Source organism: Nocardia sp. NPDC050793 (assembly GCF_040654065.1).
GTDB lineage: Bacteria > Actinomycetota > Actinomycetes > Mycobacteriales > Mycobacteriaceae > Nocardia.
Genome location: NZ_JBFAHG010000001.1, coordinates 1,026,313 through 1,050,229, shown reverse-complemented (window position 1 = coordinate 1,050,229; position 23,917 = coordinate 1,026,313). Strand labels below are relative to the sequence as shown.

The window sequence follows — 23,917 nt, the reverse complement described above, 5'->3', positions numbered from 1 at the left end:
AGGACCGATTGATGACCAAGCCCGATGACAATACTCAGAAGCTGGCTCAGGCCCTCCGTGTCTCGCTCAAGGAGACCGAGCGGTTGCGTGCCCGCAACCGCAAGCTCGAGTCGTCGCTTCGTGAGCCGATTGCGATCGTGGGTATGGCGTGCCGGTATCCGGGTGGGGTGGGCTCGCCGGAGGAGCTGTGGAACCTGGTGTCCGCGGGGACCGACGCGACGTCGGAGTTCCCGGCGAATCGTGGCTGGGATGTCGATCGTCTCTACGACCCGACCGGTGAGACGCCGAACTCCGCATATACGCGCGAAGGCGGTTTTCTGCATGCCGCAGGGGAGTTCGATCCGGCGTTCTTCAACATCAGCCCCAATGAGGCGGCGCTGATGGATCCGCAGCAGTTTCTGCTGTTGGAGACTTCGTGGGAGGCGTTCGAGCGGGCCGGTGTCGATCCGGGTTCGTTGAAGGGCAGCCGGACCGGTGTGTGGGTCGGCATGATGTATCACGACTATCCGGCCAACGCCAATACGGGATCCATTGCCTCGGGGCGGGTTTCGTATGTGTTCGGTTTGGAGGGGCCGTCGGTCACGGTCGATACGGCGTGTTCGTCGTCGCTGGTGGCCATGCATTCGGCCGCGGCGGCGTTGCGGTCGGGTGAGTGTGATCTGGCGTTGGCCGGTGGCGTGGCGGTAATGGCGACTCCGGAGACGCTGGTGGAGTTCAGTCGGCAGCGGGGCTTGTCGCCGGATGGCCGGTGTAAGTCGTTCGCGGATGCGGCCGATGGTGTCGGTTGGTCCGAGGGTGCCGGGATGTTGGTGTTGGAGCGGTTGTCCGATGCGCAGCGCAATGGTCATCGGGTGCTTGCGGTGATTACTGGTTCGGCGGTGAATCAGGATGGTGCGTCGAATGGTTTGACCGCACCGAATGGTCCGTCGCAGCGGCGGGTGATTCGTCAAGCGTTGGCGAATGCCGGTGTTTCGCCCGTCGATGTCGACGTAGTGGAGGCGCACGGCACGGGAACGACGTTGGGCGATCCGATCGAAGCCCAGGCGCTGCTAGCGACTTACGGGCAAGAGCGAGATGCGGACCGTCCGCTGTGGCTCGGATCGTTGAAGTCCAACATCGGTCATGCTCAGGCGGCGGCGGGCGTGGGTGGTGTGATCAAGATGGTCATGGCGATGCGGCACGGTGTGCTGCCGAGGACGCTGCACGTCGATCGGCCGAGCACCAAGGTGGATTGGTCCGAGGGTCATGTGCGCTTGTTGACCGAGGCGGTGGCGTGGCCGGAGGTGGATCGGCCGCGTCGTGCGGGTGTCTCCTCGTTCGGTATCAGCGGTACGAATGCGCACGTCATCATCGAGCAGGCCCCGGTGGCCGAACCGGCGGTGGAACATGCCCCGACGCAAGAGACTGTGCCGGCGGGTGGGTTGCTGCCGTGGGTGGTCTCGGCGCGCGGTAGCGAGGCGCTGGCCGCACAGGCCGTCCGCTTGGCGATTCATGTCGGCGATCGGGACTTGGATCCGGTGGATGTCGGCTTCTCGTTGGCGTCTACGCGTGCGGTGTTCGACCATCGTGCGGTCGTCCTGGCCGAGAGCCGTGAGGGGTTGCTGGCGGGTGTGCGGGCGTTGGGCCGCGCCGAAACCGCTTCGGGGGTGGTGACCGGCCGGGTGGTGCCGGGGACCACGGGGTTGGTGTTCTCGGGTCAGGGTGCGCAGTGGGCCGGTATGGCGGCTGAGTTGCGTGCGGCGTATCCGGTGTTCGCTGCGGCTTTCGATGGGATCGTCGCCGAGTTGGATCCGCTGCTGGGGCAGTCTGTTTCGCTGAGTGTGGCGTTGGCGGACGGTGACTTGGTCGATCGGACGGTGTTCGCGCAGGCGGGGTTGTTCGCGTTCGAGGTGGCGTTGTTCCGGCTGCTCGAATCGTGGGGTGTGCGGGCCGATGTGGTGGCTGGTCATTCGATCGGCGAGGTGGCTGCCGCGCATGTGGCTGGGGTGTTGTCGCTGACGGATGCGTGTGTGTTGGTGGCTGCGCGTGGTCGTTTGATGCAGGCGTTGCCTTCCGGTGGGGCAATGGTTGCTGTCGGTGCTTCCGAGGCCGACGTGCGGCCGATGCTGGCCGATGGGGTCTCGATCGCGGCGGTGAACGGTCCGTCGTCAGTAGTGCTTTCCGGTGTCGAGGACGCCGTCGTCGCTCTCCTCGAGGCGTGCACCGAGCGCGGTTGGCGCACGCATAGATTGCGGGTTTCGCACGCCTTCCATTCGGCGTTGATGGAGCCGATGCTTGCCGAGTTCGCCTCGGCGATCGAGGGTTTGACCTTCGGACGGCCCACGATCCCGCTGGTGTCGACGGTGACCGGAGCCCGGGTCACCGATGAGATGACCGTTGCGACGTATTGGGTCGGCCAGGTCCGGGATACGGTCCGGTTCGCCGACGCCGTCGCCACGATGGCGGACATGGGTGTATCCCGGTTCGCCGAGATCGGCCCGGACGCGGTCCTGAGCCCGATGGTCGCCCAGACTCTCGACGACGAGGCTGCTGCGGTGGTGGCGTTGGCGCGTCGTGACCGTGCCGACGCGTCCGCGGTGTTGGCCGGGGTAGCCGGGTTGTTCGTGGCCGGCGCCGAGGTGAACTGGGCCGGTGTCCATGCCGGAGGTCAGCGCATCGACCTGCCCACCTATGCCTTCCAGCATCAGCGTTTCTGGCTGGATCCCACGGAGGCGCTGGCCATGTCGTGGCTGGGAGCCGAACTGAGCGGAGTCAGCTCGGTCGGGCTGGATGTGGTGGAGCATCCACTGCTGGGTGCGGTGGTGCCGCATCCGGATTCGGGTGGCGTGAGTTTCACCGGCCGGTGGACCGTGGACTCGGTCGAGTGGCTGACCGACCACAGCGTGCTCGGCACCGTGTTGCTGCCGGGCACCGGCTTCGTCGAGCTCGTGAGCTACGTCGGCGGTGTGCTCGGTTGTGCCGTGGTGGACGAGCTGGTCCTGCAGGCCCCGTTGACCGTGCCGGCCGAGGGCAGCGTCGCAGTACAGGTCGTGGTGACAGCGGCAGACGAGGCCGGTCGCAGGCGGGTGAGTGTGCATTCGCGGCAGACCGCCGAGGGGCCGTGGTTGCTGCATGCCGAAGGTGTGCTCGCACCCGATGAGGTGGTGGCCGATTTCGATCTCGCCGCGTGGCCGCCGGCCGGTGCCCAGCCCTTGGATATCGACGGCGTCTACGACGAGCTGCTCGATATCGGGTACGGCTACGGCCCGTTCTTCCAGGGGCTGCAGGCGGCGTGGCGGCGTGGTGACGAGTTGTTCGCCGAGGTCGCGCTGCCGAATCCACAGGACGGCAAGGGATTCGGCATCCATCCGGCACTGTTCGACGCGGCGCTGCACGCCGGGATCGTGCACGGTATGCGTGGCGGTGTCGAGGGTTTCCCGGCACTGCCGTTCACCTGGAACCGGGTGGTGCTGCACGCGGCAGGCGCGAGCGCGGTGCGGGTTCGCATCGTGGTCGAGGGCACCCGGTTCGCGCTCCAGCTGGCCGACGAGCAGGGCGGGCCGGTGATGTCGGTGGGGGCCCTGGTTTCTCGGCCGGTGTCGGCCGATCGCCTGCAGGCGGATCGGGTGGATGATGCCCTCTTCGGCGTGGAGTGGGTCGCTGCCGCGCCGTCGCAAGCGACCGTCGAGCCGGGCCGGGTGGCGGTACTGAATGGCGATCTCGCGGCGCTGATCACCGAGTGGGATGCGGCCCGGGATGCGGATGTTCCGGAGATCGTGTTGTGGGAGATCCCCGTCCACGACGGTGCGCCGCCGGAGGCCGCCCGCCGGATCGGGATCGGTGTGCTCGACACACTGCGAAGTTGGCTGGCCGAACCGCGTTTGGCCGGTTCACGTCTGGTGGTGCTGACCAGACATGCGGTGGCCGTTGCCGATGCGGAGCAGGTGGATCTGGGCCAGGCGCCGGTATGGGGTCTGCTGCGTGCCGCGCAAGCCGAACATCCGGGCCGATTCCAGCTGCTCGATCTGGCTCAGGATGAGGATCGTGACGCGCTCGCTATCGCCGCTGCGGCCGCGACCGTCGCGCTGGAACCCGAGGCTGCGCTGCGCGGTGCAACACTGCTCGTGCCGCGATTGAGTCGGCACGCAACCGGTTCGGCCGTTCGATTGTCCGAGCCGGGTACCGTGCTGGTGACCGGTGGTACGGGCGGTCTGGGCGCGGTGATCGCGCGGCATCTGGTCGCCGAACATGGTGTGCGCCATCTGCTTTTGACGTCTCGGCGTGGCCCGGACGCCCCGGGTGCTGCGGAATTGCATGCGGAGCTGTCCGAGCTGGGTGCGCAGGTGTCCATTGTCGCGTGTGATGTGTCCGATCGGTCGGCGTTGGCGGAATTGCTGGACGGCATTTCGGTCGAGCAACCGTTGGTGGGTGTAGTGCACGCGGCCGGAACCGCGGACAACGGTCTGGTCGAATCGATTACGGCCGAGCGGGTCGATTACGTGTTCGGGCCCAAAGTTGATGCGGCGTGGCATCTGCACGAGCTGACTCGTGATACCGCGCTGTCGTTGTTCGTGCTGTTGTCATCCGCGGGTGGGCTGGTGCTGGCGGCGGGTCAAGCGAACTACGCCGCGGCAAACGTCTTCCTCGATGCCCTTGCCGCGCATCGTCATAGTCTGGGATTGCCGGCAACCGCTATCGACTACGGGTTGTGGGCGCGATCGACCGGTCTCGGTGTCGAGCTGTCCGAGGCCGAATTCGATCTGCTGCGCCGACAGGGCTTCCCGCCGATCTCCGAGGCCGAGGGTCTTGCGCTGTTCGATGCGGCGATTGCCACCGATTCGGCCCAGCTGGTGGCGCTTCGGGTCGATCGCGCGGTGCTCCGGACTCGGGGTGAGCTGATCCCGGCCCTCGTCCGCGCGCTCGTGCCGACCCCCGTCCGCCGCACCAACCGAGGTGCGGCGGGTCAGGCTTTCGCCCGAAAGCTGGCCGGTTTGTCGGATGCGGACCGTGCGCGCGCTTTGCTCGACCTGGTCCGTTCGGTGGCCGCTGCCACTCTCGGGCATGTGTCGGTGGATGCTGTTGAGCCGCAGCAGGCTTTCCAGCAGCTCGGTTTCGATTCGTTGAGTGCGGTCGAGTTCCGTAACAAGTTGAATGCTGCGACGGGTTTGCAGCTGCCTGCGACGCTGGTCTTCGACTACCCGAACGCGCAGGTTGTCGCCGAGTTCATCGATTCCCAACTCTCCGGCACCAGCCAGGAGGTCGCGGTCACTGCCAGCAGGGTGGCCGGCGGCGATCCGATCGCGGTGGTGGCGATGAGCTGCCGCTACCCCGGTGGCGTCGCCTCGCCCGAAGACCTGTGGAGTCTGGTTGCCGAAGGCATGGACGCCACGGGTGATCTGCCCTCGGATCGTGGCTGGGATCTCGAGGGCATCTACGATCCGGAGCCCGGCAAGGCGGGCAAGACCTATACCCGTCAGGGTGGATTCCTGTACTCCGCGGCTGATTTCGATGCGGATTTCTTCGGGATCAGTCCCAACGAAGCCACGATAATGGATCCGCAGCAGCGGACGTTGCTGGAGATCTCGTGGGAGGCGCTGGAGCGGGCGGGTGTGGATCCGGCGGTGCTGCGCGGCAGTTCGACCGGCGTGTTCACCGGCGTCATGTACCACGACTATGCCCAGGGGACCGGCAACAGCGTCGCCGGCAGTCTGGTCTCCGGTCGCATCGCCTACACGCTGGGCTTGGAAGGTCCTGCGGTGTCCGTGGACACGGCGTGCTCGTCGTCGCTGGTGGCCATGCATCTGGCGGCCCAGTCGCTGCGATCGGGGGAGTGCGATCTGGCGTTGGCCGGTGGTGTGGCGGTGATGTCCACCCCGGAGATGCTCGTCGAGTTCAGCAGGCAGCGGGGCTTGTCGCCGGATGGCCGGTGTAAGTCGTTCGCGGATGCGGCCGATGGTGTCGGTTGGTCCGAGGGTGCCGGGATGTTGGTGTTGGAGCGGTTGTCCGACGCGCAGCGCAATGGTCATCAGGTGCTTGCGGTGATTACTGGTTCGGCGGTGAATCAGGATGGTGCGTCGAATGGTTTCTCCGCGCCGAACGGTCCGTCGCAGCGGCGGGTGATCCGTCAAGCGTTGGCCAATGCCGGTGTGTCGCCGACCGAGGTCGACGTGGTCGAAGCTCATGGCACGGGTACGACTTTGGGTGATCCGATCGAAGCCCAGGCACTGTTGGCCACCTATGGCCAAGATCGGGATGCCGATCGTCCTTTGTGGTTGGGATCGTTGAAGTCCAACATCGGACATGCCCAAGCCGCGGCGGGCGTCGGCGGTGTGATCAAGATGATCATGGCCATGCGGCACGGCATGCTGCCCAAGACGCTCCACGTCGATCGGCCGAGCACGAAAGTCGATTGGTCCGAGGGCCATATCCGCCTGCTGACCGAACCGGTGGCGTGGCCGGAGGTGGATCGGCCGCGTCGTGCGGGTGTCTCCTCGTTCGGCCTGAGCGGCACGAACGCTCACCTCATCGTCGAACAGGCGCCCGCCGCGGTCCCGGCTCCGGTGGTCGAGTCCGCGCCGGCCGGCGGGGTGTTGCCGTGGGTGGTGTCGGCACGCAGTGGCGAGGCTCTTGCCGGTCAGGCGGATCGTCTGGCATCGCACGTGGGCGAACAGGATCCGATGGATGTCGGCTTCTCGCTGGCATCCACCCGGAGCGTCTTCGAGCACCGGGCTGTAGTCGTGGCCGAGGATCGTGATGGTCTACTCGCTGGTGTGCGGGCGTTGGCCGCGGGAGTGCAGGCCCCCGGTGTAGTGTCCGGTCGCGCAGTGCCGGGTTCGACGGCCGTGGTGTTTTCGGGTCAGGGTGCGCAGTGGGCCGGTATGGCTACTGAGCTACGTGATGCGTATCCGTTGTTCGCCGAGCACTTCGACGTGATGGTCGCCGAACTCGAGCGGCTTTTGGGACAAACGGTTTCACTGGGCGAGGCGTTGGCGAGCGAGGATCTGGTCGACCAGACGGTGTTCGCGCAGGCGGGGTTGTTCGCGTTCGAGGTGGCGTTGTTCCGGCTGCTCGAGTCGTGGGGTGTGCGGGCCGATGTGGTGGCCGGGCATTCGATCGGCGAGGTCGCTGCCGCGCATGTGGCGGGGGTGATGTCGCTGGCGGATGCGTGTGTGTTGGTGGCTGCGCGTGGTCGGTTGATGCAGGCGCTGCCTGCTGGTGGGGCGATGGTGGCTGTCGGTGCGCCGGAGGCCGAGGTGGTGCCGCTGCTGTCCGATGGGGTGTCGATCGCGGCGGTCAATGGACCGTCGTCGGTAGTGCTCTCCGGTGTCGATGACGCGGTCGCCGCTGTTGTCGAGGCGTGTGTCGAGCGTGGATGGCGGACGCATCGGTTGCGGGTCTCGCATGCTTTCCATTCGGCGTCGATGGAGCCGATGCTGGCCGAATTCGCCACGGCAATCGATGGTTTGGCATTCGCCCGGCCGAACGTTGCGTTGGTGTCGACGGTGACCGGTGCCCGAATCGAGCACGAGATGTCGGATCCGTCGTACTGGGTGGGGCAGGTCCGTGACACGGTGCGCTTCGCCGATGCGGTCGCCGTGATGGCGGAGCTGGGAGTTTCGAGGTTCACCGAGGTCGGACCCGACGCCGTGCTGACCCCGATGATCGCCCAAACACTCGACACCGCAACCACAATCGCTCTGGCCAGAAAAAACAACGCGAACCCCGCAACCCTGCTGACGGGGCTGGCCCGTTTGCACGTCACGGGTTCGACGGTGGATTGGTCGAGCTACTACAGTGGCGCTGGAGCCGCGAGGATCGATCTGCCGACATACAGCTTCCAGCACCGTCACTTCTGGACCACGGGCCCGCTGCACACCGGAGAGGCCCACGCGCTCGGCCTGCGGTCCACTGAACACCCCATGCTGGGCGCATTGGTGGCGCAGCCGGAGAGCGGGGGCGTCAGATTCACCGGCCGCCTGTCCGCGGCCACCCACCCCTGGCTGGTCGATCATGACGTGCTCGGGACCGTGCTGCTGCCCGGCACCGGATTCGTCGAACTGGCCCTGCACGCCGGAAACCAGGTCGACTGTCCGGAACTGGAGGAACTCACGCTGCTGGCGCCGCTCGTGTTCCAGGGGCATGGCGGAGTGCAAATCCAGGTGATCGTCGGTGACGGCGACGAGACCGGTCGCCGACGGCTCGACATCTACTCGCGCAGGGATGAGGACGATCCGTCGGTCCCGTGGACCCGCCATGCGGAAGGCGCTGTCAGTCCGGGCGGGGAGACCGACAAACCGGAAGACTGGGACGACTTCGTTCAGTGGCCACCGGCCGGTGCTACGGAGGTGATATTGGATGGCGCTTACGACAAACTCGCCGACAACGGGTACAACTACGGGCCCACCTTCCAAGGACTGGTAGCCCTGTGGCGGCGCGGCGAGGATCTCTTCGCCGAAGTCGCGCTACCCGAGCAGACCTCCGCGCAAGGCTATGGCGTACATCCGGCGCTGCTCGATTCGACCATGCACGCGTTGGCCTTCGGCCTTCCGCAGGACGTGAACGAGCACGCCGAGCGGTCGACCCTCGTCCCCTTTGCTTGGTCTTCGGTGCGTTTACACGCCGACGGCGCCCGGCGGGTGCGGGTTCGGTTGGCCGTGCTGAATCAGGGGACGGTCACCCTGACAATGGCCGATTCCGGTGGCGCGCCACTGCTTTCCGTACAGTCCCTCGCGTTGCGCCCGTTGTCGCGCGAACTGCTCTCGGCCGCACCCCGGTCGCATGACGCACTCTACGAACTCACGTGGCGGACCGGTCCGAAGCTGCGATCCGCAGCAGCAGCTTCCTGGGCCGAGTGGGGCGCGGCCGAGCCGGCCTCGGTATTCCTCTTCCGGCCGCCGGTCGACGGCGCTGAGATGCCGGTCCGGTTGCGCACGGCTTTGCATCGCACGCTCGATGTCATCCGGCAGTTCTCGAGCGAAGAGCGCTACGCCGCGAGCACTTTGGCGGTGATTACCGACAGCACGATCGACCCCGCCGCGGCTGCGGTGTGGGGTCTGGTCCGCGCGGCGCAGGCGGAGAACCCGGGTCGGATCGTGCTCATCGAGGCCCCCGCGGTGACAACAGCGGATCACCTGGTCGCAGCAGCGCTGACGGGCGAGCCGGAACTGGATGTCCATGGCGATGGGACTCGGGTGCCGCGGCTCATTCGTGCCGCGTCACCCCAATCGGAGCAGCCGACACCCTGGGATTCCGAGCGGACCGTGTTGATTACCGGTGGTACCGGCGGGATCGGTCGCCACCTCGTCGAGCATCTGGTGAGCAAGCACGGTGTGCGACACCTGCTGTTGGCCGGCCGACGTGGACCAGCCGCCGCCGCGGATCTCATCGAGGAACTCGATGCTCTCGGCGCCCAGGTTCGCGTAGCTGCCTGCGATGTCACGGACCGTGATGCGCTGCGAGATCTTCTGGCCTCGATACCCGCGGAGCATCCGCTCGGCGCGATCGTCCACGTGGCGGGCGTTGCCTACAACGGGCTGGTCGATACCTTGACGCCGGAGCAGATCGACTACTGCCTCGGTGCCAAGGCCGACGCCGCCTGGTATTTGCACGAGCTCACCCGGGAAGCCGGGCTGTCCGCCTTCGTGATGATCTCCTCGGTGGCAGGCCTGATACTGCCCGCAGGTCAGGGCGGCTACGCGGCGGCCAACCTGTTCCTCGACGCGCTCGCGACCCACCGTCGTGCCGAAGGCTTGCCTGCTACCTCGCTCGCCTATGGTCTGTGGGACATCGAAACCGGACTCTCTCAGTGGCTCAGCCAGGCCGACCGGCAGCGTATGCGTCGCCAGGGCCTGCCGCCACTGGCCGCGGACAAGGCGCTCGAATTGTTCGATGCGGCATTGTCTTCGGACCGCCCGGTGCACGTACCGGTCGAGATCGACCTGGCCGCACTGCGTGCCCGGGACGCGGTGCCCGCGCTGCTGCGCGACTTGGCCAAGCGGACAGGGCGGCGGCAGAGCACCGGAACACAGGATGCGGGTGCGGTCCGCAGACGACTGGCACAACTGTCCGAGCCAGAACAGGAACAGTGGCTCCGGGCGCACATCCTCGAGAACGCGGCGAGGCTGCTGGGACATGAGAGCGCTGAGGCACTGGACCCCGAGCGGGACTTCCTCGAATCGGGATTCGACTCACTGGCTGCCATGGAGTTGCGAACCGTCCTCAACGCCTCCACCGGCCTGACGCTGCCGACCGCCGCGATCTTCGATCACAAGACGCCGGCGGCACTGGCTCGATACCTGCAGAAGGAGCTCACCGCAGACTCACGAACCGACCATGAACCCGGTGGTGCGGACGACTCGTTGTACGGGATGTTCCGTGGCGCGGTAGCGTCCGGCCGGGCCGACAAGGGTTTCGCTTTGTTGCGGGCGGCGGCGGAGCTGCGTGAGCAGTTCTCGTCGGCCCACGAACTGGACCGACTGCCGGTGCCGACGCGGCTTGCCGCGGGCTCCACCCTGCCACGCATCATTTGCCTCGCTCCGCCTCTGGCCACCGGCGGCGCACATCAGTACGCCCGGATCGCATCGCACTTGCGAACTGCCCATGATGTTTTGGCGCTGGCCCCGATCGGTTGCCGGACGGGAGAGCCACTGCCGACGACGCCGACGGCGGCTGCGGAAGCAGTGGCGCGCTCCGTCCTCGAGGCGGCGCAGGGAGATCCGTTCGTTCTGGTCGGATACTCCTCGGGCGGCCTGTTGGCCTACCTCGCCACCGAGCACCTGGAAGCGGCTGGTGGCCCAGCGCCCGCCGCGGTGGTCATGTTGGACACCTACAAGGTGAACGACGGTAGTGAATGGCTGCTTCGGGCGATGTTCGAACACATGGTGTCGGTAGAGGCTACGACCGGTCGCTTCGACCAGGCCCGGCTGACCGGCATGGGCCGGTATGTGCAGCTCCTGAAGGAGATGGTGCTCGGCTCCGTCGCCACGCCGACGTTGTTCGTCCAGTGCGCCCAGAACTTCCTGGGGAGCTCATCGGATCGCATGGACTGGCAGGCCGAACCGTGGGATTCGGCGCATACCGTTGTTTCGGTACAGGCTGACCACATCACGATCCTGGAGGATGGCTCAGCGGACGTCGCCGAAGCGATCGAGGATTGGCTCGAGAGCTAGGAACAACGACCGGGTGGGCGACTTGCCCACCCGGTCGTTCCGCGCTAGCTCGACAGCGCTCGAGCGCAATGATCGCTGATCAGCTGTGCAATCGGGCGGCAGTTCGAATCGATGAAGAAATGACCGCCTGGAAAGGATTTCGCGAAGAAGCTTCCAGAGGTGTGCGAGCCCCATACCTCGACTTCCGCGAAACTGGCATCGGGGTCACGGTCACCGACCATCGCGACGATGGGGCTGCTGACCATCGCGTCCGTGCCGCACTCGTACGTCTCGATGGCTCGGTAGTCGTTCCTGACGATAGACAGGATCAGCTCTCGAAATTCAGGATCCTCGAGCAGCGCCGCCGGTGTACCGCCGAACTGCAGTAGGTGCTCACAGAGTTCTCGATCGCTCAGCAGATGGATGCGCAGTTCGGGTGGCGCCGCCGAAGGCGCGCGCCGACCGGAGGCGAACAGGACCCTCGCGCTCGCTCCCACTTCGTGCTCGAGCCGCCTGCATGCCTCGAAGGCTACGACAGATCCCATGCTGTGGCCGAATATGGAGAAGGTCTCGGCATCCTCGACCGCTTCTCTCAGCTCGGGAAGCAGGCCGTCGACGAGGTCCGCGATGCTGTCCACGAGCGGTTCGTGTCGTCTGTCTTGCCGGCCCGGATATTGGACGGCGATTACGTCGTATTCCGATCCCATGCACTTGGCCAGTGGTCCGAAAGATATGGCGGAGCCGCCCGCGTGCGGAAAGCAGAACAATTTGTGTGATCCGCTCCCGGGGGAGGGGGACAGGCGACGTAGCCAGCTATTACCCATAGGGCGGTAAGCCTTTCGTTACGGCACGGATACGCACCACCGCCGGGTGCTTGCGGTGGTGCGCTCGATGACCTGGGTTTCGCGAGCTAACGGCTCGGTGGTGTGTACCTGAGCCGAACCACCGAACTCCAAGGCTTCCAGGCCTTTTGGATCGGCTTGCGGGGATCCGGCTGCGGGAAGAGTGTCATCGGTTTCATGAACCAGGGCAGCCGGTGGAAACGGTGCGCTGCCGAGGTCAGAGCTTCCACCTCGTCGGCGGTCCAGTCGAGATCCGCGAAAAAGCGCAGCGGATCGACCGGACCGAACTGCCATGGGGCGTTGGCCAGCAGTTCGGTGGTGGCTTTGCTCATCCGTTTGAAAATCGCCTGGTTATTGACATCCAATGCCCACCAAGCGATTTCAGGACGAGCCAGCGCGGCGGCCAAGCCGATGACCTCGTCGTCGGCGAGGTAGTAGATCAGACCCTCGGTGAGCACCAGCGCCCGCTGCGCACCCGCGAGGGCCTCGTCCAGAAACTGCTGCCGCGCCGCGGGATCGGCGAGATCCACCGCCGTGCGAGTGAGCGCGCAGCGCGGCGACTCCCCGGCGAGCAACTCGTTCTTCTCCTCGACCAGTACGGGCAGATCGGCCTCGATCCAAGGGAATTCGGAGGGCAGATCCAGCCGGTAGGGGCGGGTATCCATACCCGCGGCCATATTGAGCACCCGATCGCAGCCCTGCTCGATGGTCTTCATGATCAGGTCGTCGATGAGTTTGGTGCGGGTGACCAGATTCCAGCCGTTGTGCATCAAGAGCGGAGTGCGGCCTGCAATAGCGCGGCCCCGCTCCCCTGCGACCCGGGCGGCGAGTGGATCGCGGAAAAGGGCATCGGGGCGGGCGGATTCGGCGGCGCGGAAGGCCGCCACCCAGCGCGCGGTGTCGGAAACGTTCGTAACTAGTTCAGCGGTTTCGGCCACCAGTGCAGTCTTGCACAGCGAACGAAACGATGCTCAATGCTCGGATTGCCGGAAGTACTGGCAGCGGTGCGCAACTCCCGGAAGCGCCGCGGGCCGACGAATCCGGAAGGTTTCGGATTCGACTATGGCCCCGAGTTCATGGCACAGCTTCCGCCGGAGCCAAGGGGGTGGACTGGTGCGACTCCGGTCACGACTCCGAACGCCTCGGCGGAGTGGCGCGATGGGAGGAGGTCTCGGCGGCCCATCGAATCGCTGGTACGGCCGACCGTGGCGTTGTGAACGTTCCCAGTGTGGTTCCGGCTTGATCGGGCGGGGTCGGCGATGCCGGTTGATCTGGGGGTTTTCCGCGGGGTTCGGGGTTGTCGAGGCCGATCGCGACCACTGCCCGTTCGTACCCGTCAGTAGATCGGAAGCGACTGTGACGATTCACAAAGTATTGCCGATAACTTTCTGGATCGCACGAATCGCTGGCTCCGGACGGGTCGGATGCTGTTTCATCATGATGCGCTGGGGCTCGAGCAGCGGCGGGAAGGGCGTCCTTTCTGGGTTGCTCCACCTATCCCACAGAAAGAAGGACGGCTGACCAATGCTGCCCACCCGAGGATCGCGGACCGCTCTGTCTGCTCTCGTATTAGCGGCGAGTGCCGCACTCGTCGCGCCGACGCCGGCCATGGCCGCGCCACGGCCTGCCCCGGCACAGCAGGCCGTTCCGGCGATCCCGGAGAACGTCCCGTCCGAGACGCTGGCCGCGCTGGCGCCGACGATCGTCGGCGCCATCTCCGCCCCCGGCCCCATCGCCGATGGTGGACAAGCCGCGATCCTTGCCCAGGCACGGGTCCTGCTCGCAACGCCCGGCATCCCCGCGCAGGTCAAGTCGACCCTGGAGCGGGTCATCACGTTCCTCGACGGCAGCGGTGGCGGTGGCCCCGAGCTCCCGCCGTCGGACGGTCCGCGGATCGCCCAGTTCCTCTACCCGACCATCGGCAAGGGCTGCATCGGCCCGACCTCCGATTCCGTCGGCACCGCGCTGGCCGTCCCCGGCCCGGCCGAACTGCCGCCGCCGGGACCCACGGCGGGCCAGACCGGCTTCGTCTTCACCGCGCTGGGCACCAAATCCCCTGCGGCCGTGCAAAATCCGCCGCTGACCGTGCAGTGGGTCAACCTCGACAACCGTCGTTCGGGTGTCCAGCCGCTCACCAACGAGTCGGCGCTCAACGCCGACGGTCCCGCCACGCTGTCGGCCATGGCCGACACCGGCTCGGGGCGCGTCGCCGCGGTCATCTCCGGCTCGCTCACCACGACGACCGCCGATTCCGGCGCTCGTACCTGCACCTTCGCGCCGACCCTCGGGTTCTTCACCGTCGCCTGAGCCGACGCAACGCATTGGAGTTAGTTCTATGAAATTCGCCGCTCCCGGCTTGGTCAGCGGGCTGGCCGGCGCGACCCTAGGGGTGATCGCCGTGCTAGGCATCACCATTGGCGCGCAACAGAATTCGATCCCGTCGCCCGAGACGACCGCTGACCCGGGTTCGTCGCTGGCCAACACACCGTACGGCAGCCGATGAGCAACGGGCGCAGGACCATCGCCTGCTTCCTCGTCGGCCTCGGCGCGCTGCTGCTCGTGGCAGCGGTCATGATTCCCAGCTACACCGTCGGCAAGGTGGCCAAGACGCCGCTCGACTTGCGGATCACCACGGTCGCCAAGAGCGTCCCCGGCGAGGAAAGCCTTGTGCTGGACTCGAAGTCGCTCACCTCGCCGGAGGGCTCGGCCAAGGTCGACACCAATGTGCCGATCGTCTCGCAGCGCTTCCTCACCGTCGAAGAGCCTTCCGACGCCGACCAGATGACGGTGCAGGCGGGCCAGACGCTGCGTCGTGACGACCGCGAGGGCGACACCGGTCTGCTGACCGCCTCGATCGACCGCGTCACCATCGACCGCAAGACGGGCGAACCGATTCCGGTGTCCCCCAACGGTTCCATCGCCGTCTCCGTCGACAGGACGGGCGCGTCGGTGGCCGACCCGTCGCAGCGCGCCGGTCTGCAGTACCGCTTCCCGATCGGCACCGAGAAGAAGTCCTACCCCTACTTCGATCTCAACGCCCGCGCCACCTACGACATCGAGTACGTCGAGGAGTCCGAGATCAACGGCGTGCCGGTCTATCATTTCCGCCAGACCATCCCGGTCACGAACATGTGGGACGTCGTGCAGGCGCCGACCAACAAGCTCACCCTCCCCGCCGCCAAGTGGGGCCTCGAGGGCGAGGAGCCGGTCACGATGACCCGCTTCTACACCAACACCCGCGACGTGTGGGTCGAGCCGAAGACCGGCGCGGTCCTCAAGGGCGGCGAGCAGATTCATCTGTTCTACGGTCGCAGCGCGAACCAGGTCGACGTCACCGCGCTCAAGTCCCACATCGTCTTCGACGAAAAGACCATCGACTCCCAGCTGGCCGTCACCCAGGAAAGTCTCGACAGACTCACCCTCTTCGGCCGAACCCTCCCCATCGCCCTGGCGATCCTGGGCGTGATCGCGCTCATCGCCGGCATCGTCCTCGGTGTCCGCAGGGGCGCATCCCGCGGCGGCCCGGTCGGCCGCCCAACCGGAAGGTTCTAGCGAAACCTGTAACCACACAGCTCCACCACCTCGGCCTCCCGTGTCCCGCACCGGGAGGCCGAGGTGTTTCCCGTTCCGAACGGCCGACAGGCTGGCGGTCAGGCTCCTGCGCTGCGCAGGAAGGCGCTCATCCCGCATACATGATGCCCGGCTCCGTTGTCACGCCGACGTAGTCGATCCAGTGCGCTCGATCATTCCTGGGGAGCCCATCGGATCGAGTGAACTGGCAGGCCGAACCTTGGGATTCGACAGCGCTCGTGCACCGCCGAATCGCCGGAGTGCGGCGACCGGGCGAGTGGGGGATCGATCCGCTCGATCTGCGCATCCAGCCAGCAGCCGAGTCGGCTGGGGACCATTGTCGATGGTGGTGGTCAGGCCACGGGCGTGCGGCCATGCCTTGGCGAGTGCGAGTAGCTGGCGCAACTCCGCGGTGAGATCCCGTGCGCCCGGTCGGACTTGGTGCCTTGGCGTGAACCGGCTCGTGCTCGGGGGGTGCCCGGCAGCTTTGGCGGCAATGGCCTCGGCGATGCGACGGGTATAGATATGTGGGTCACCGCCGGTGGCGGCCAGATCGTCGGGGCTGTCGCTGTAGCGCTTGAGATGCAGCAGGCAGTCACGGATCTCGACCGTCATGCGGTGCAGACGGATGGCCGGATCTGTTCGGCCGTTGTGGTCGTGCCGCGTCTCCAGGACGACTTCGGGCACGGCTGCCGTGAGATCGGCCCACATCGGCCGCAGGCGGCGGCAGTATCGGCCGGTGCGGTCCGATCCGATGTGGGTGAGCAGGGTGCTGATCAGCGGCACCGCGACCGTGCTGGGAGTGCTGACGGCCGAGATGAAGAAGCCGGCCCACATGTTCCAGTGCATTTCGGGATCGGGTGACGGTTGGCCTGTCATGACATTACTGATGGTCTCGATGGGGGTTACGACCGCAAAGACCCCGAGGGCCACCGCGATGCACAGGACCACCGTGCACAGTGCACGTTCCTGCCAGGTGGTGTCGCCTGCGGCGCGCATCTCGCGCACACTTACCCGGCCGACGAGCAGGGCCGTAGCGCCGAGCGGTAGGGAAAACGCGACCCAGACCACGACAGCCGGCCAGCCAAGGGCTTGGTTGATCAACTGGTCGGCGCGGCGGGCAGGCGTCCCCGCGATCAGGATGACGGCGGTGGCGGTGATCGCGACGAGGTTATAGCGCCACTGCCTGCGCCAGGTGTGGGCGGGATCGGCGCCTTCCCACAACTTGGCGATGCCATAGATATTCGAGATGGTCAACAGGACTGCTCCCAGCGAGAGCTGTCCGGCGATGTTCATCACGTCACTGTCGTCGCCGGGCAGCAGCCAGGCCAGTGACTGCTGGAACCATGCCTCCCGCAACAGGTGTTCGGCGAGAGCGGTGGCGAGCGCGCGGTTGATGAGCCTGTCGACGAGGCTGTCCCGCAACAGCCACCACCGACCGGCGAGCACCAACGCGAGACCTGTCAGGGCGGGCCAAATGATCAGATCAGGTATCGGGGAGGTCATCTCATCGATGCCGGCTTCGGAAGAACGTCGAGCGGAACCGGCTCGCCGGCCGCTTCGGCAGCATCGCTTCGACCAGCAGCAGGTCGGCGAAGGTTTCGGCGGCGCGCTCGTGCTCACTGCCGTAGTCTTGGCGGCGCAGTACGCTGCGGATGGATTCCAGCGACAGCGAGGGCATCAATTCGCGCAACGGCAGATCAGCCGCGGCGCCACCGGGATCGCTCGGAGTCACTCCATGGCCGAGCAGCATGTGACCGATCTCGTGGGCGATGATGTGATCGGCATGCCATTCGGTGTCGGCGCCGTACATGATCACATCGTCGGCTTCCCGGGCAATCCACAGGCCACTACCGGTGCCGCATCCGTTGCCCAAGAGGGCGCCGACGTCGATCGGGCACAACGTGATCGGCCGTCCTCGGTACTCCGCCACCCGCGCGATGTATTCCGTTGTGTCCCATGGGTGGGGGATCGGTACCAGGCGACTCAGCTCCTCGAATCGCGCGGTGAGATCCTCCATTACCTTTTCCCTCGTTGATCGCGTGACCTGTGCCGATGTCGTGGTGAGCGTAATCGCCTGCGGAGCAGGTTGTTGAACAGTCTATTCGCGGGCAATGTCGGACACCTGCAAGGTGCACGAGCGCGTGCGGCAGGCAACCGAGCCGGGGTCCGTCCGGGATCGGATGGGGCTGTCGCATGTCGGATTCCGGCGCGTCGGTCGTGTAGGAGTCGGATTCCGGCGTTCATCCGGCGGAAGAGGGCGTGGCGCGCGGGTGCCGCCTCATAGTTGGTCCGTCCGTTCCGGAGAAGGAGTGAAAGATGCTGACTGTTCTGCCGATCAGGTACGTGTCGGATGTGCAAGCGTGCCGCGAGTTCTACGCCGGTCTGGGGCTCGAGTTCGATGAGGACGCGAGTGTCAATGTGTGGGCGCAGCTTTCGGCCGACGCCGGGGCGGTCGGGTTGCACGACTTCTCGGTGTCGAAGGGGCGCCCGGCCGGCTCGGTCGAATTGGGGTTCGCGACCGACGAAAAGCTCGAGGTGGTCGCGAGCCGGTTGCGCGAGCGGGGGTACGACTACGAGATCTTCGACGAGGACTTCGGCCGCAGCCTCCGGGTCGTCGATCCGGACGGCGTGACGATCCAGATCCAGGAGATCGACATGGACGTCGCCAGATCCTCCGAATCCGCCTTGGCGCGCACGAAAGGCGAGTGACCGTAGCCTGCGGCGACCTCCACCGAGTGCGGCCTATCGGCCCATCGGCCATCCCGATCGGAGTCGGGATGGCCGATGTCGCAGCCGCCGAACAGTCTGGTGGAAGCGGAGATTGGGCATGAAGCGGCGACGAAATTGTCCACGGATCGAGGTATGGACCAGCACATTGTCGGCTGCCCCAAGTTGCGCTCGGTCTCGCCAACCGCGATTACATGTTGACGTTGAGTGTTGATTTGTAACATACTCGCCCGGTTCGATGATCGTGAGCAGGGAGGTGTGTCGGTGACCGACACCAGCCGGGCGGCGCTCGAGAGTCTTCGTGATGCGAGTGAGTTCAAGTGGTATGTCATCCCGCTCCTGCTGCTCGTCATCTACGTCTATGCCGTGGAAGTCGAGCGGCGGAACTGGGATGTGCTGTTCGCCGGGCTGGCGTTGTGGGGCATGGACTGGTTCAACGAGATCTGGAACGCGCTGGTCTTCCATTTCTCCGACCGGGCACCCGTGTGGGGCGCGGCCGGGCCGACCGCCTATCAGATCCTCATCGGTCTCAATATCGAGATCTGCTTCATGTTCGCGATCATGGGGATCGCGGCGGCGAAGATGCTTCCGCCCCGGGAAACCAGGATCTTCGGCTTGCCCAACCGGCTGGTTCTCGTCGCGGCCAACTCGGCGGCGGCGGTGGGCATCGAGGTGCTTCTCAACAAGGCCGGTGTGCTCACCTGGGAATGGTCTTGGTGGCAACCGAGTTTCCCGTTCCTCATCTGGCTGATCGGCTACGTGCCGTTCTTCGCGGCGTGCTTCTACGTGCACGACCTGCCGTCCGTGCGGTCCAAAGCCCTTGTCGTCGGCGCGATCTTCGGTATCGATGCCATCGCCCTCGTCGCTTTCGGCGCTGCGGAGTGGCTGTGATGTCCCGGCGCGCCATCGAGCGCACCGCCGTCATCGCCGTGACGGGGTTGGTATTCGCCGGTATGACAACACATTCCGTGACTGTGGCGGACCCCGGTTGCGTGCCGCTGGGCACGGTCGGGACCCCGGAAGTGGCGGTCGACGAATCCAACGCCGGGCTCGAGGCATTGGCCCCGGCCGCCGTCGACCTGCCCGAGCAGGTCTGGTTCCGCACCACCGCGGAGTCGTTCAACCGGCGTTGGACATTCGCCACCCGTGACGGCAACTTCTACGTGAAAGAGGCTGCCGCCCAGGGTGGTTGGCGCACTGTCGAACTTCCGGTCTGTTTGGCGGGCCGGGTCGCCGGTGTCTCCGCCGACGACGACGAAGTGCTGGCGATCGACCGCGACGGCCGGTTCTTCACCATGGACCACGCGCTCAGCGCGCCCCGGGACTGGAACTGGAGCAGCCGCTACGGAACCCCCTTGTGGACCGGCCCGGGAAACACTCTTCCCCCGGGCACGCTGGCCTGGACCTGGTCGGTGCTCTCGCCCAACGAGGACCACGTGTGGCGGGACATGGCGGGCAATGATCACCCGGTCGGCGGGGCGAAGGTGTCGCACGTGTTCGCGCTCACTCACAACGGACGGCGCATCCAGTACATCGATCCGTGGCTGCCGGTGGATCACAGCTACGAGATGGCCACCCCGCACGGCGGCCGGTTCCAGGCGGTCGCGCTGTCGACGAGCGCGTCGACCTCCCTCGTGGTCAACCGTTTCGGCGACTTCTACACGCGCCTCTACGATTTCGACATCTCGGGCGCCGACAAGGTGTTCTTCCGCTACTCCTACGAGGATCAGCGCGGACTGCCAGAGGCTCCCGACATGCTCGCCGAACGGGTGGACGGCCGCTACGCCGCCATCCAGCTGCCCGCGCCGGACTGGGTGCGACAGCCGAAGGTGCCGGGTGAGCTCACCGACCGCATCTCCGTCCACAAGACCGGTCCCGGCTCGTTCGCGCGGGAACTGCGGGTCGAAGGCAGCGACGGTGGTCGAAACGGTTTCTGGACAAAGCGACTCACCGACGAGTCGTGGACGTTCGTTGCCACCGATCAGCCCCTCGTCGGGACCGCGCTGGCGAACTCGCCGACGGACCGTTCGGCGGACACGCTGGCGGCCCCGTCGCCCTACGACTACAAGGGTGTCTCGCCGCGCGGGTGGAGTGTGCAGGTGCGCGCCTTCGATGTGGCGGTGACCCCGACTCCGCTGCGGATCGAGTTCGGCGACGGCAGTGCTCTGGACCTGACACTGCACACCGTCGACGGACTGCGCCAGACGCCGCAGCGGCCGGGGATCAGCGGTCAGCCAAGGCATTTCGACGGGACCATCGAACTGTCTCCGGATCTGCTCGTGACCCTGGACGCGCAGCCCGCCGCCGCGCGCGACTTCGTGCGAAACATCCTGGGCGGGAACCGCTACACGGATACCTCTGTCGCCGTCACCGACACCGGGTTCCACATCACCGCGTTCGATCTGACCTTGAACCGATCTTGATCGGGCCGAACGGTTTCGTAGGTCCGGACGACACGACGGGGACGTCCATCCACTTCCGCCCGGACGGTGGCTCGCCGCCGGCGGGCGTCCCGCGGCCGGGTATCACCGCCGCGGTCACCGTCAAGAATGCCGCAGAAGTACCTCGCGACCTGTGCCGTGGGCGTAACATCACGCAAAACTGGACAGTCGTCTACCTAAGGTCCGGTGAACCCAGACCACCTTTGTGAGCGCTGTTATGGCTGACCGTGTGCATGCGTTTACCGACGACGCCCTCGCCGACCACGATGCCGTCGGGTTGGCGGCGGCGATTCGGTCCGGCGAGGTGAGCCCGGAGGAACTGGCCCGGGCGGCGATCGTGCGCGCCGAGCGGGTGGAACCGGCGCTGCACGCCATCCAGCACGAATGCTTCGACCCGCCGCGTTACGCGCGGAACCGTTCGGGCGTGTGGTACGGGGTGCCGACGCTGATGAAGGACAACGCGGATGTGGCCGGGATGCCGACCTGCCACGGGAGCGTCGCGTTCCTCCCTCGGATCGCCGCGCGCGACGACGCGTATACGCGGCAGTTCCTGAGTACCGGGGTGACGCTGATCGGCAAGACGCGGATGCCGGAGTTCGGGCTCAACCCGACCACCGAATTCCAGGCCGCGGAGCCGACGGTCAATCCGTGGAATCCGGACTACTCGGTGGGCGGATCCTCCGGCGGCGCCGCCGCGTTGGTCGCCGCGGGCGTGGTGCCGGTGGCGCACGGAAACGACGGCGGTGGATCATTGCGTATTCCCGCCGCGTGCGCGGGACTGGTCGCGCTGAAGCCGAGCCGGTCCCGGCATCTGGACAATGCCCAAGCCCGTCAGCTTCCGATCAGGCTCGTCTCCGAGGGCGTGCTCACCCGGACGGTACGCGACACCGCGGCGTATACGGCTGCGGCCGAACACTATTGGCGCAACCCTCGGCTGGCTCCGGTCGGGCTGGTCGAGGGGCCGGACGACCGGCAACTGCGCACCGGCCTGCTGCTCGGGTCGGGGACCGGTGACGAGCCGGACGTCGAGAGTCGCATGGCCGTCGAGCGGGCGGCGCTGTCGCTGGAGAAAGCGGGGCATCGTGTCGAAGCGATGGGCGTGCCGTTCGCCAGGCGGTACGCCGACGATTTCCTGCTGTACTGGGCGCTGCTGGCGCACATAGCGGCACTGACCGGCAAGCTTGCGCACGGCCGCTCGTTCGATCGTGCCGCCCTCGACGATCTGACCAAGGGACTGGCGCGCTACCACCGCGAACGTTTCGTCGGCAGCGCGGCCGCGCTGTACCGGCTGCGCCGGGCGAAGCGGATCTACGACGATGTCTTCACCCGCTACGACATCGTGCTCTCGCCGGTGACCACCCACACCGTCCCGCCGCTCGGCTACCTGAGTCCGGCGGTGCCCGCCGATGAACTCATCGACCGATTGCGTCGCTACGTCGGGTACACGCCGATGAACAACGTCACTGGATCGCCCGCCATTTCGGTGCCCATGGGTCTGGGCGCCAACGGGCTGCCCGTAGGCGTGATGTGCAGTGCCGCATGCGGGGACGAGCGCACCCTCCTGGAGATCGGCTATCTGCTCGAAGCGGACAACCCCTTCCCGCGGATCACCGCGTCGAAGTAGAGCTGTCAGTGAATGCTGTCGCCCCCGATTCTGGGGTACGGCAGCGCCGAGGTGGCCCGGGAGTCGAGGGGGAGGCGGAGGCAGTCGTCGTCTCCGAAATGTTTCCGTCTCGCACCCATCCGTAGTTCGACCCGCAGCGAAGCACCTCTTATGCGGGTAAAGGTGAAGAATGTCCGATGAGGCGGGGAAGCGCGGCCTGATCCGGCTGCGCCGATACCCGGCGGAAAACGGGACGCGCGCCCCGCAATGCTCCACCCGAGAGGCGGGCGCGGCGGCCGAACGCAGTCGATGGCTCGCGGATCTGCTGGCCGCCGTCGGATCCGGCGACCGGGACGCCTTCACCGAGTTCTACCGCGCGACGAGCCATCGCGTCTTCGGCCTCGCGGTGCGTATCGCGCGCAGCCAGGCCGCGGCCGAGGAGATCACCCAGGAGGTGTACCTCCAGGCGTGGTCGACGGCCGAACGGTACGACCGCACCAGGGCCAGTCCCATCGGCTGGCTGATGATGCTCACGCACCGGCGCGCGGTCGACCGCGTCCGCACCGAACAGTCCACCGCCGACCGGGACATCGTCTACGGCCACAGCCACCTCGGGCGCGACCACGACATCGTCGCCGAGGAGGTCGGCCAGCGCCTGGACGAGGAATCGGTGCTCGAGTGCCTCGGCACACTGACCAGCACCCAGCGGGAGGCATTGGCGCTGGCCTACTACAGCGGGCGCACCTACCGCGAGGTCGCCGACCAGCTCGATGTCCCGTTGCCCACCGTCAAGAGCCGCATTCGCGACGGATTGCGGCGACTGGCGACCTGCCTGAGCGGAGGTGAATCCGGTTGATCGACGCCGAGTCTCCCGACCCGGACCTGCTCGATCTGGCCTTCCCCTATGCGATGGACGCCGTCGGCGCCGAGGAGCGCGCGGCCATCGACCAGCGGGTGCGGGCGGCGGACGCGGTCACCGCTGCCGCGTTCGAGAACACCGTGCGCGGCGTCCGCGAGACCGTCGCGGCGATGACGGTGGTCGACAGCGTCGCTCCGCCCGCGGGCCTGGAGACCGCCATCCTGTCCGCCATCGACGGGCCGACCGATCTGCGGTCGCGCAGGCCTGGGTGGCGGTTGCTCGCGGCCGCCGCCGCGCTCATCGTCGCGCTGGGTGCGGGAGCCGGAACCGTGTTCTTCATCGACCGCGACACCGGACCGATCGGGCTCGAGATGACAGCCCAGCTGGTGCAGGAACAGCCCGACACCAGGACGCGCACGGCGGCGGTCGAGGGCGGCGGTGCGCTGCTGGTGACCACCTCCGCGCAGCTCGGCGCGGCGACGGTCAACTTCGACGGTGTCGCGGGGCCGGTGCGGGGACAGTCGTATCAGCTGTGGCTGGTGCCGCCGGACGGTGCGCCGCGCTCGGCCGGTGTGCTGCCGCAACTGCCCGCGCCGGACGCGCCGTTCGTCACCCGGTTCCTGCCGACGGACATCCTGGCGATCACGATCGAACCGCCCGACGGCTCGCCGCAGCCGACGTCGACGCCGATCACCACCCTCCCCCTCGGATGATTCGCGGCGCGGGCGCGATCACCGAATTCGCCT

At 66.7% G+C, this 23,917-nt stretch carries 14 protein-coding genes; 10 read left to right on the top strand and 4 right to left on the bottom strand.

Going from position 1 to position 23,917, the window contains the following annotated elements; translation table 11 throughout:
• Positions 1-11: 11 nt before the first annotated feature.
• A complete protein-coding gene (locus AB0H50_RS04815; RefSeq protein ID WP_357446748.1) occupies positions 12-11,147 on the top strand; it encodes a type I polyketide synthase in 11,136 nt (3,711 codons plus the stop codon).
• Positions 11,148-11,191: 44 nt separating this feature from the next.
• On the opposite strand, the gene AB0H50_RS04810 is transcribed toward AB0H50_RS04815, so the two are convergent.
• Together AB0H50_RS04810 and AB0H50_RS04805 are read right to left on the bottom strand one after the other, a co-directional pair.
• Positions 11,192-11,950, bottom strand: coding sequence for an alpha/beta fold hydrolase (locus AB0H50_RS04810; RefSeq protein ID WP_357446745.1), 759 nt, complete (start codon positions 11,948-11,950; stop codon positions 11,192-11,194).
• An 86-nt stretch (positions 11,951-12,036) separates the two neighbouring features.
• Positions 12,037-12,906, bottom strand: a complete 870-nt coding sequence (locus tag AB0H50_RS04805) for an SAM-dependent methyltransferase (RefSeq protein ID WP_357446742.1) — start codon at positions 12,904-12,906, stop codon at positions 12,037-12,039.
• Between the two features lie 586 nt (positions 12,907-13,492).
• On the opposite strand from AB0H50_RS04805, the gene AB0H50_RS04800 reads away from it, so the two are divergent.
• From AB0H50_RS04800 to AB0H50_RS04790, 3 genes are read left to right on the top strand one after another with little or no spacing between them, the layout of a single operon-like run.
• Positions 13,493-14,275, top strand: a complete 783-nt coding sequence (locus tag AB0H50_RS04800; RefSeq protein ID WP_357446739.1) for a hypothetical protein — start codon at positions 13,493-13,495, stop codon at positions 14,273-14,275.
• Positions 14,276-14,303: 28 nt separating this feature from the next.
• Positions 14,304-14,471, top strand: coding sequence for a DUF2613 family protein (locus AB0H50_RS04795; protein WP_357446737.1), 168 nt, complete (start codon positions 14,304-14,306; stop codon positions 14,469-14,471).
• A complete protein-coding gene (locus tag AB0H50_RS04790) occupies positions 14,468-15,520 on the top strand; it encodes a DUF3068 domain-containing protein (RefSeq protein WP_357446734.1) in 1,053 nt (350 codons plus the stop codon). The genes AB0H50_RS04795 and AB0H50_RS04790 overlap by 4 nt, the downstream gene beginning before the upstream one ends.
• 159 nt (positions 15,521-15,679) lie before the next feature.
• Here the strand turns inward: AB0H50_RS04790 and AB0H50_RS04785 are convergent, their stop codons facing one another.
• Positions 15,680-17,044 carry an MAB_1171c family putative transporter gene (locus tag AB0H50_RS04785; protein WP_357446731.1) on the bottom strand — a complete coding sequence of 455 codons (1,365 nt, stop codon included), beginning with the start codon at positions 17,042-17,044 and terminating at the stop codon, positions 15,680-15,682.
• 1 nt (position 17,045) lies between these two features.
• Positions 17,046-17,558: a hypothetical protein gene (locus tag AB0H50_RS04780; RefSeq protein WP_357446728.1), complete on the bottom strand. Its 513-nt coding sequence runs from the start codon at positions 17,556-17,558 to the stop codon at positions 17,046-17,048.
• Between the two features lie 299 nt (positions 17,559-17,857).
• On the opposite strand from AB0H50_RS04780, the gene AB0H50_RS04775 reads away from it, so the two are divergent.
• The 6 genes from AB0H50_RS04775 (at position 17,858) to AB0H50_RS04750 (ending at position 23,884) form a co-directional block, all read left to right on the top strand.
• The gene (locus AB0H50_RS04775) at positions 17,858-18,250 is read left to right on the top strand and encodes a VOC family protein (RefSeq protein ID WP_357446725.1); all 393 of its coding nucleotides are present in this window, start codon (positions 17,858-17,860) and stop codon (positions 18,248-18,250) included.
• A gap of 282 nt (positions 18,251-18,532) precedes the next feature.
• Positions 18,533-19,159, top strand: a complete 627-nt coding sequence (locus tag AB0H50_RS04770; protein WP_357446722.1) for a hypothetical protein — start codon at positions 18,533-18,535, stop codon at positions 19,157-19,159.
• 77 nt (positions 19,160-19,236) lie between these two features.
• The gene (locus AB0H50_RS04765) at positions 19,237-20,691 is read left to right on the top strand and encodes a hypothetical protein (RefSeq protein ID WP_357446719.1); all 1,455 of its coding nucleotides are present in this window, start codon (positions 19,237-19,239) and stop codon (positions 20,689-20,691) included.
• 235 nt (positions 20,692-20,926) lie between these two features.
• Positions 20,927-22,333: an amidase gene (locus tag AB0H50_RS04760; RefSeq protein ID WP_357446716.1), complete on the top strand. Its 1,407-nt coding sequence runs from the start codon at positions 20,927-20,929 to the stop codon at positions 22,331-22,333.
• Between the two features lie 169 nt (positions 22,334-22,502).
• The gene (gene sigK / locus AB0H50_RS04755; RefSeq protein WP_357446713.1) at positions 22,503-23,168 is read left to right on the top strand and encodes an ECF RNA polymerase sigma factor SigK; all 666 of its coding nucleotides are present in this window, start codon (positions 22,503-22,505) and stop codon (positions 23,166-23,168) included.
• Complete coding sequence (locus AB0H50_RS04750) at positions 23,165-23,884, top strand: anti-sigma factor (RefSeq protein ID WP_357446710.1); 720 nt, start codon at positions 23,165-23,167, stop codon at positions 23,882-23,884. Before sigK ends, AB0H50_RS04750 begins: the two co-directional genes overlap by 4 nt.
• Positions 23,885-23,917: the final 33 nt, after the last annotated feature.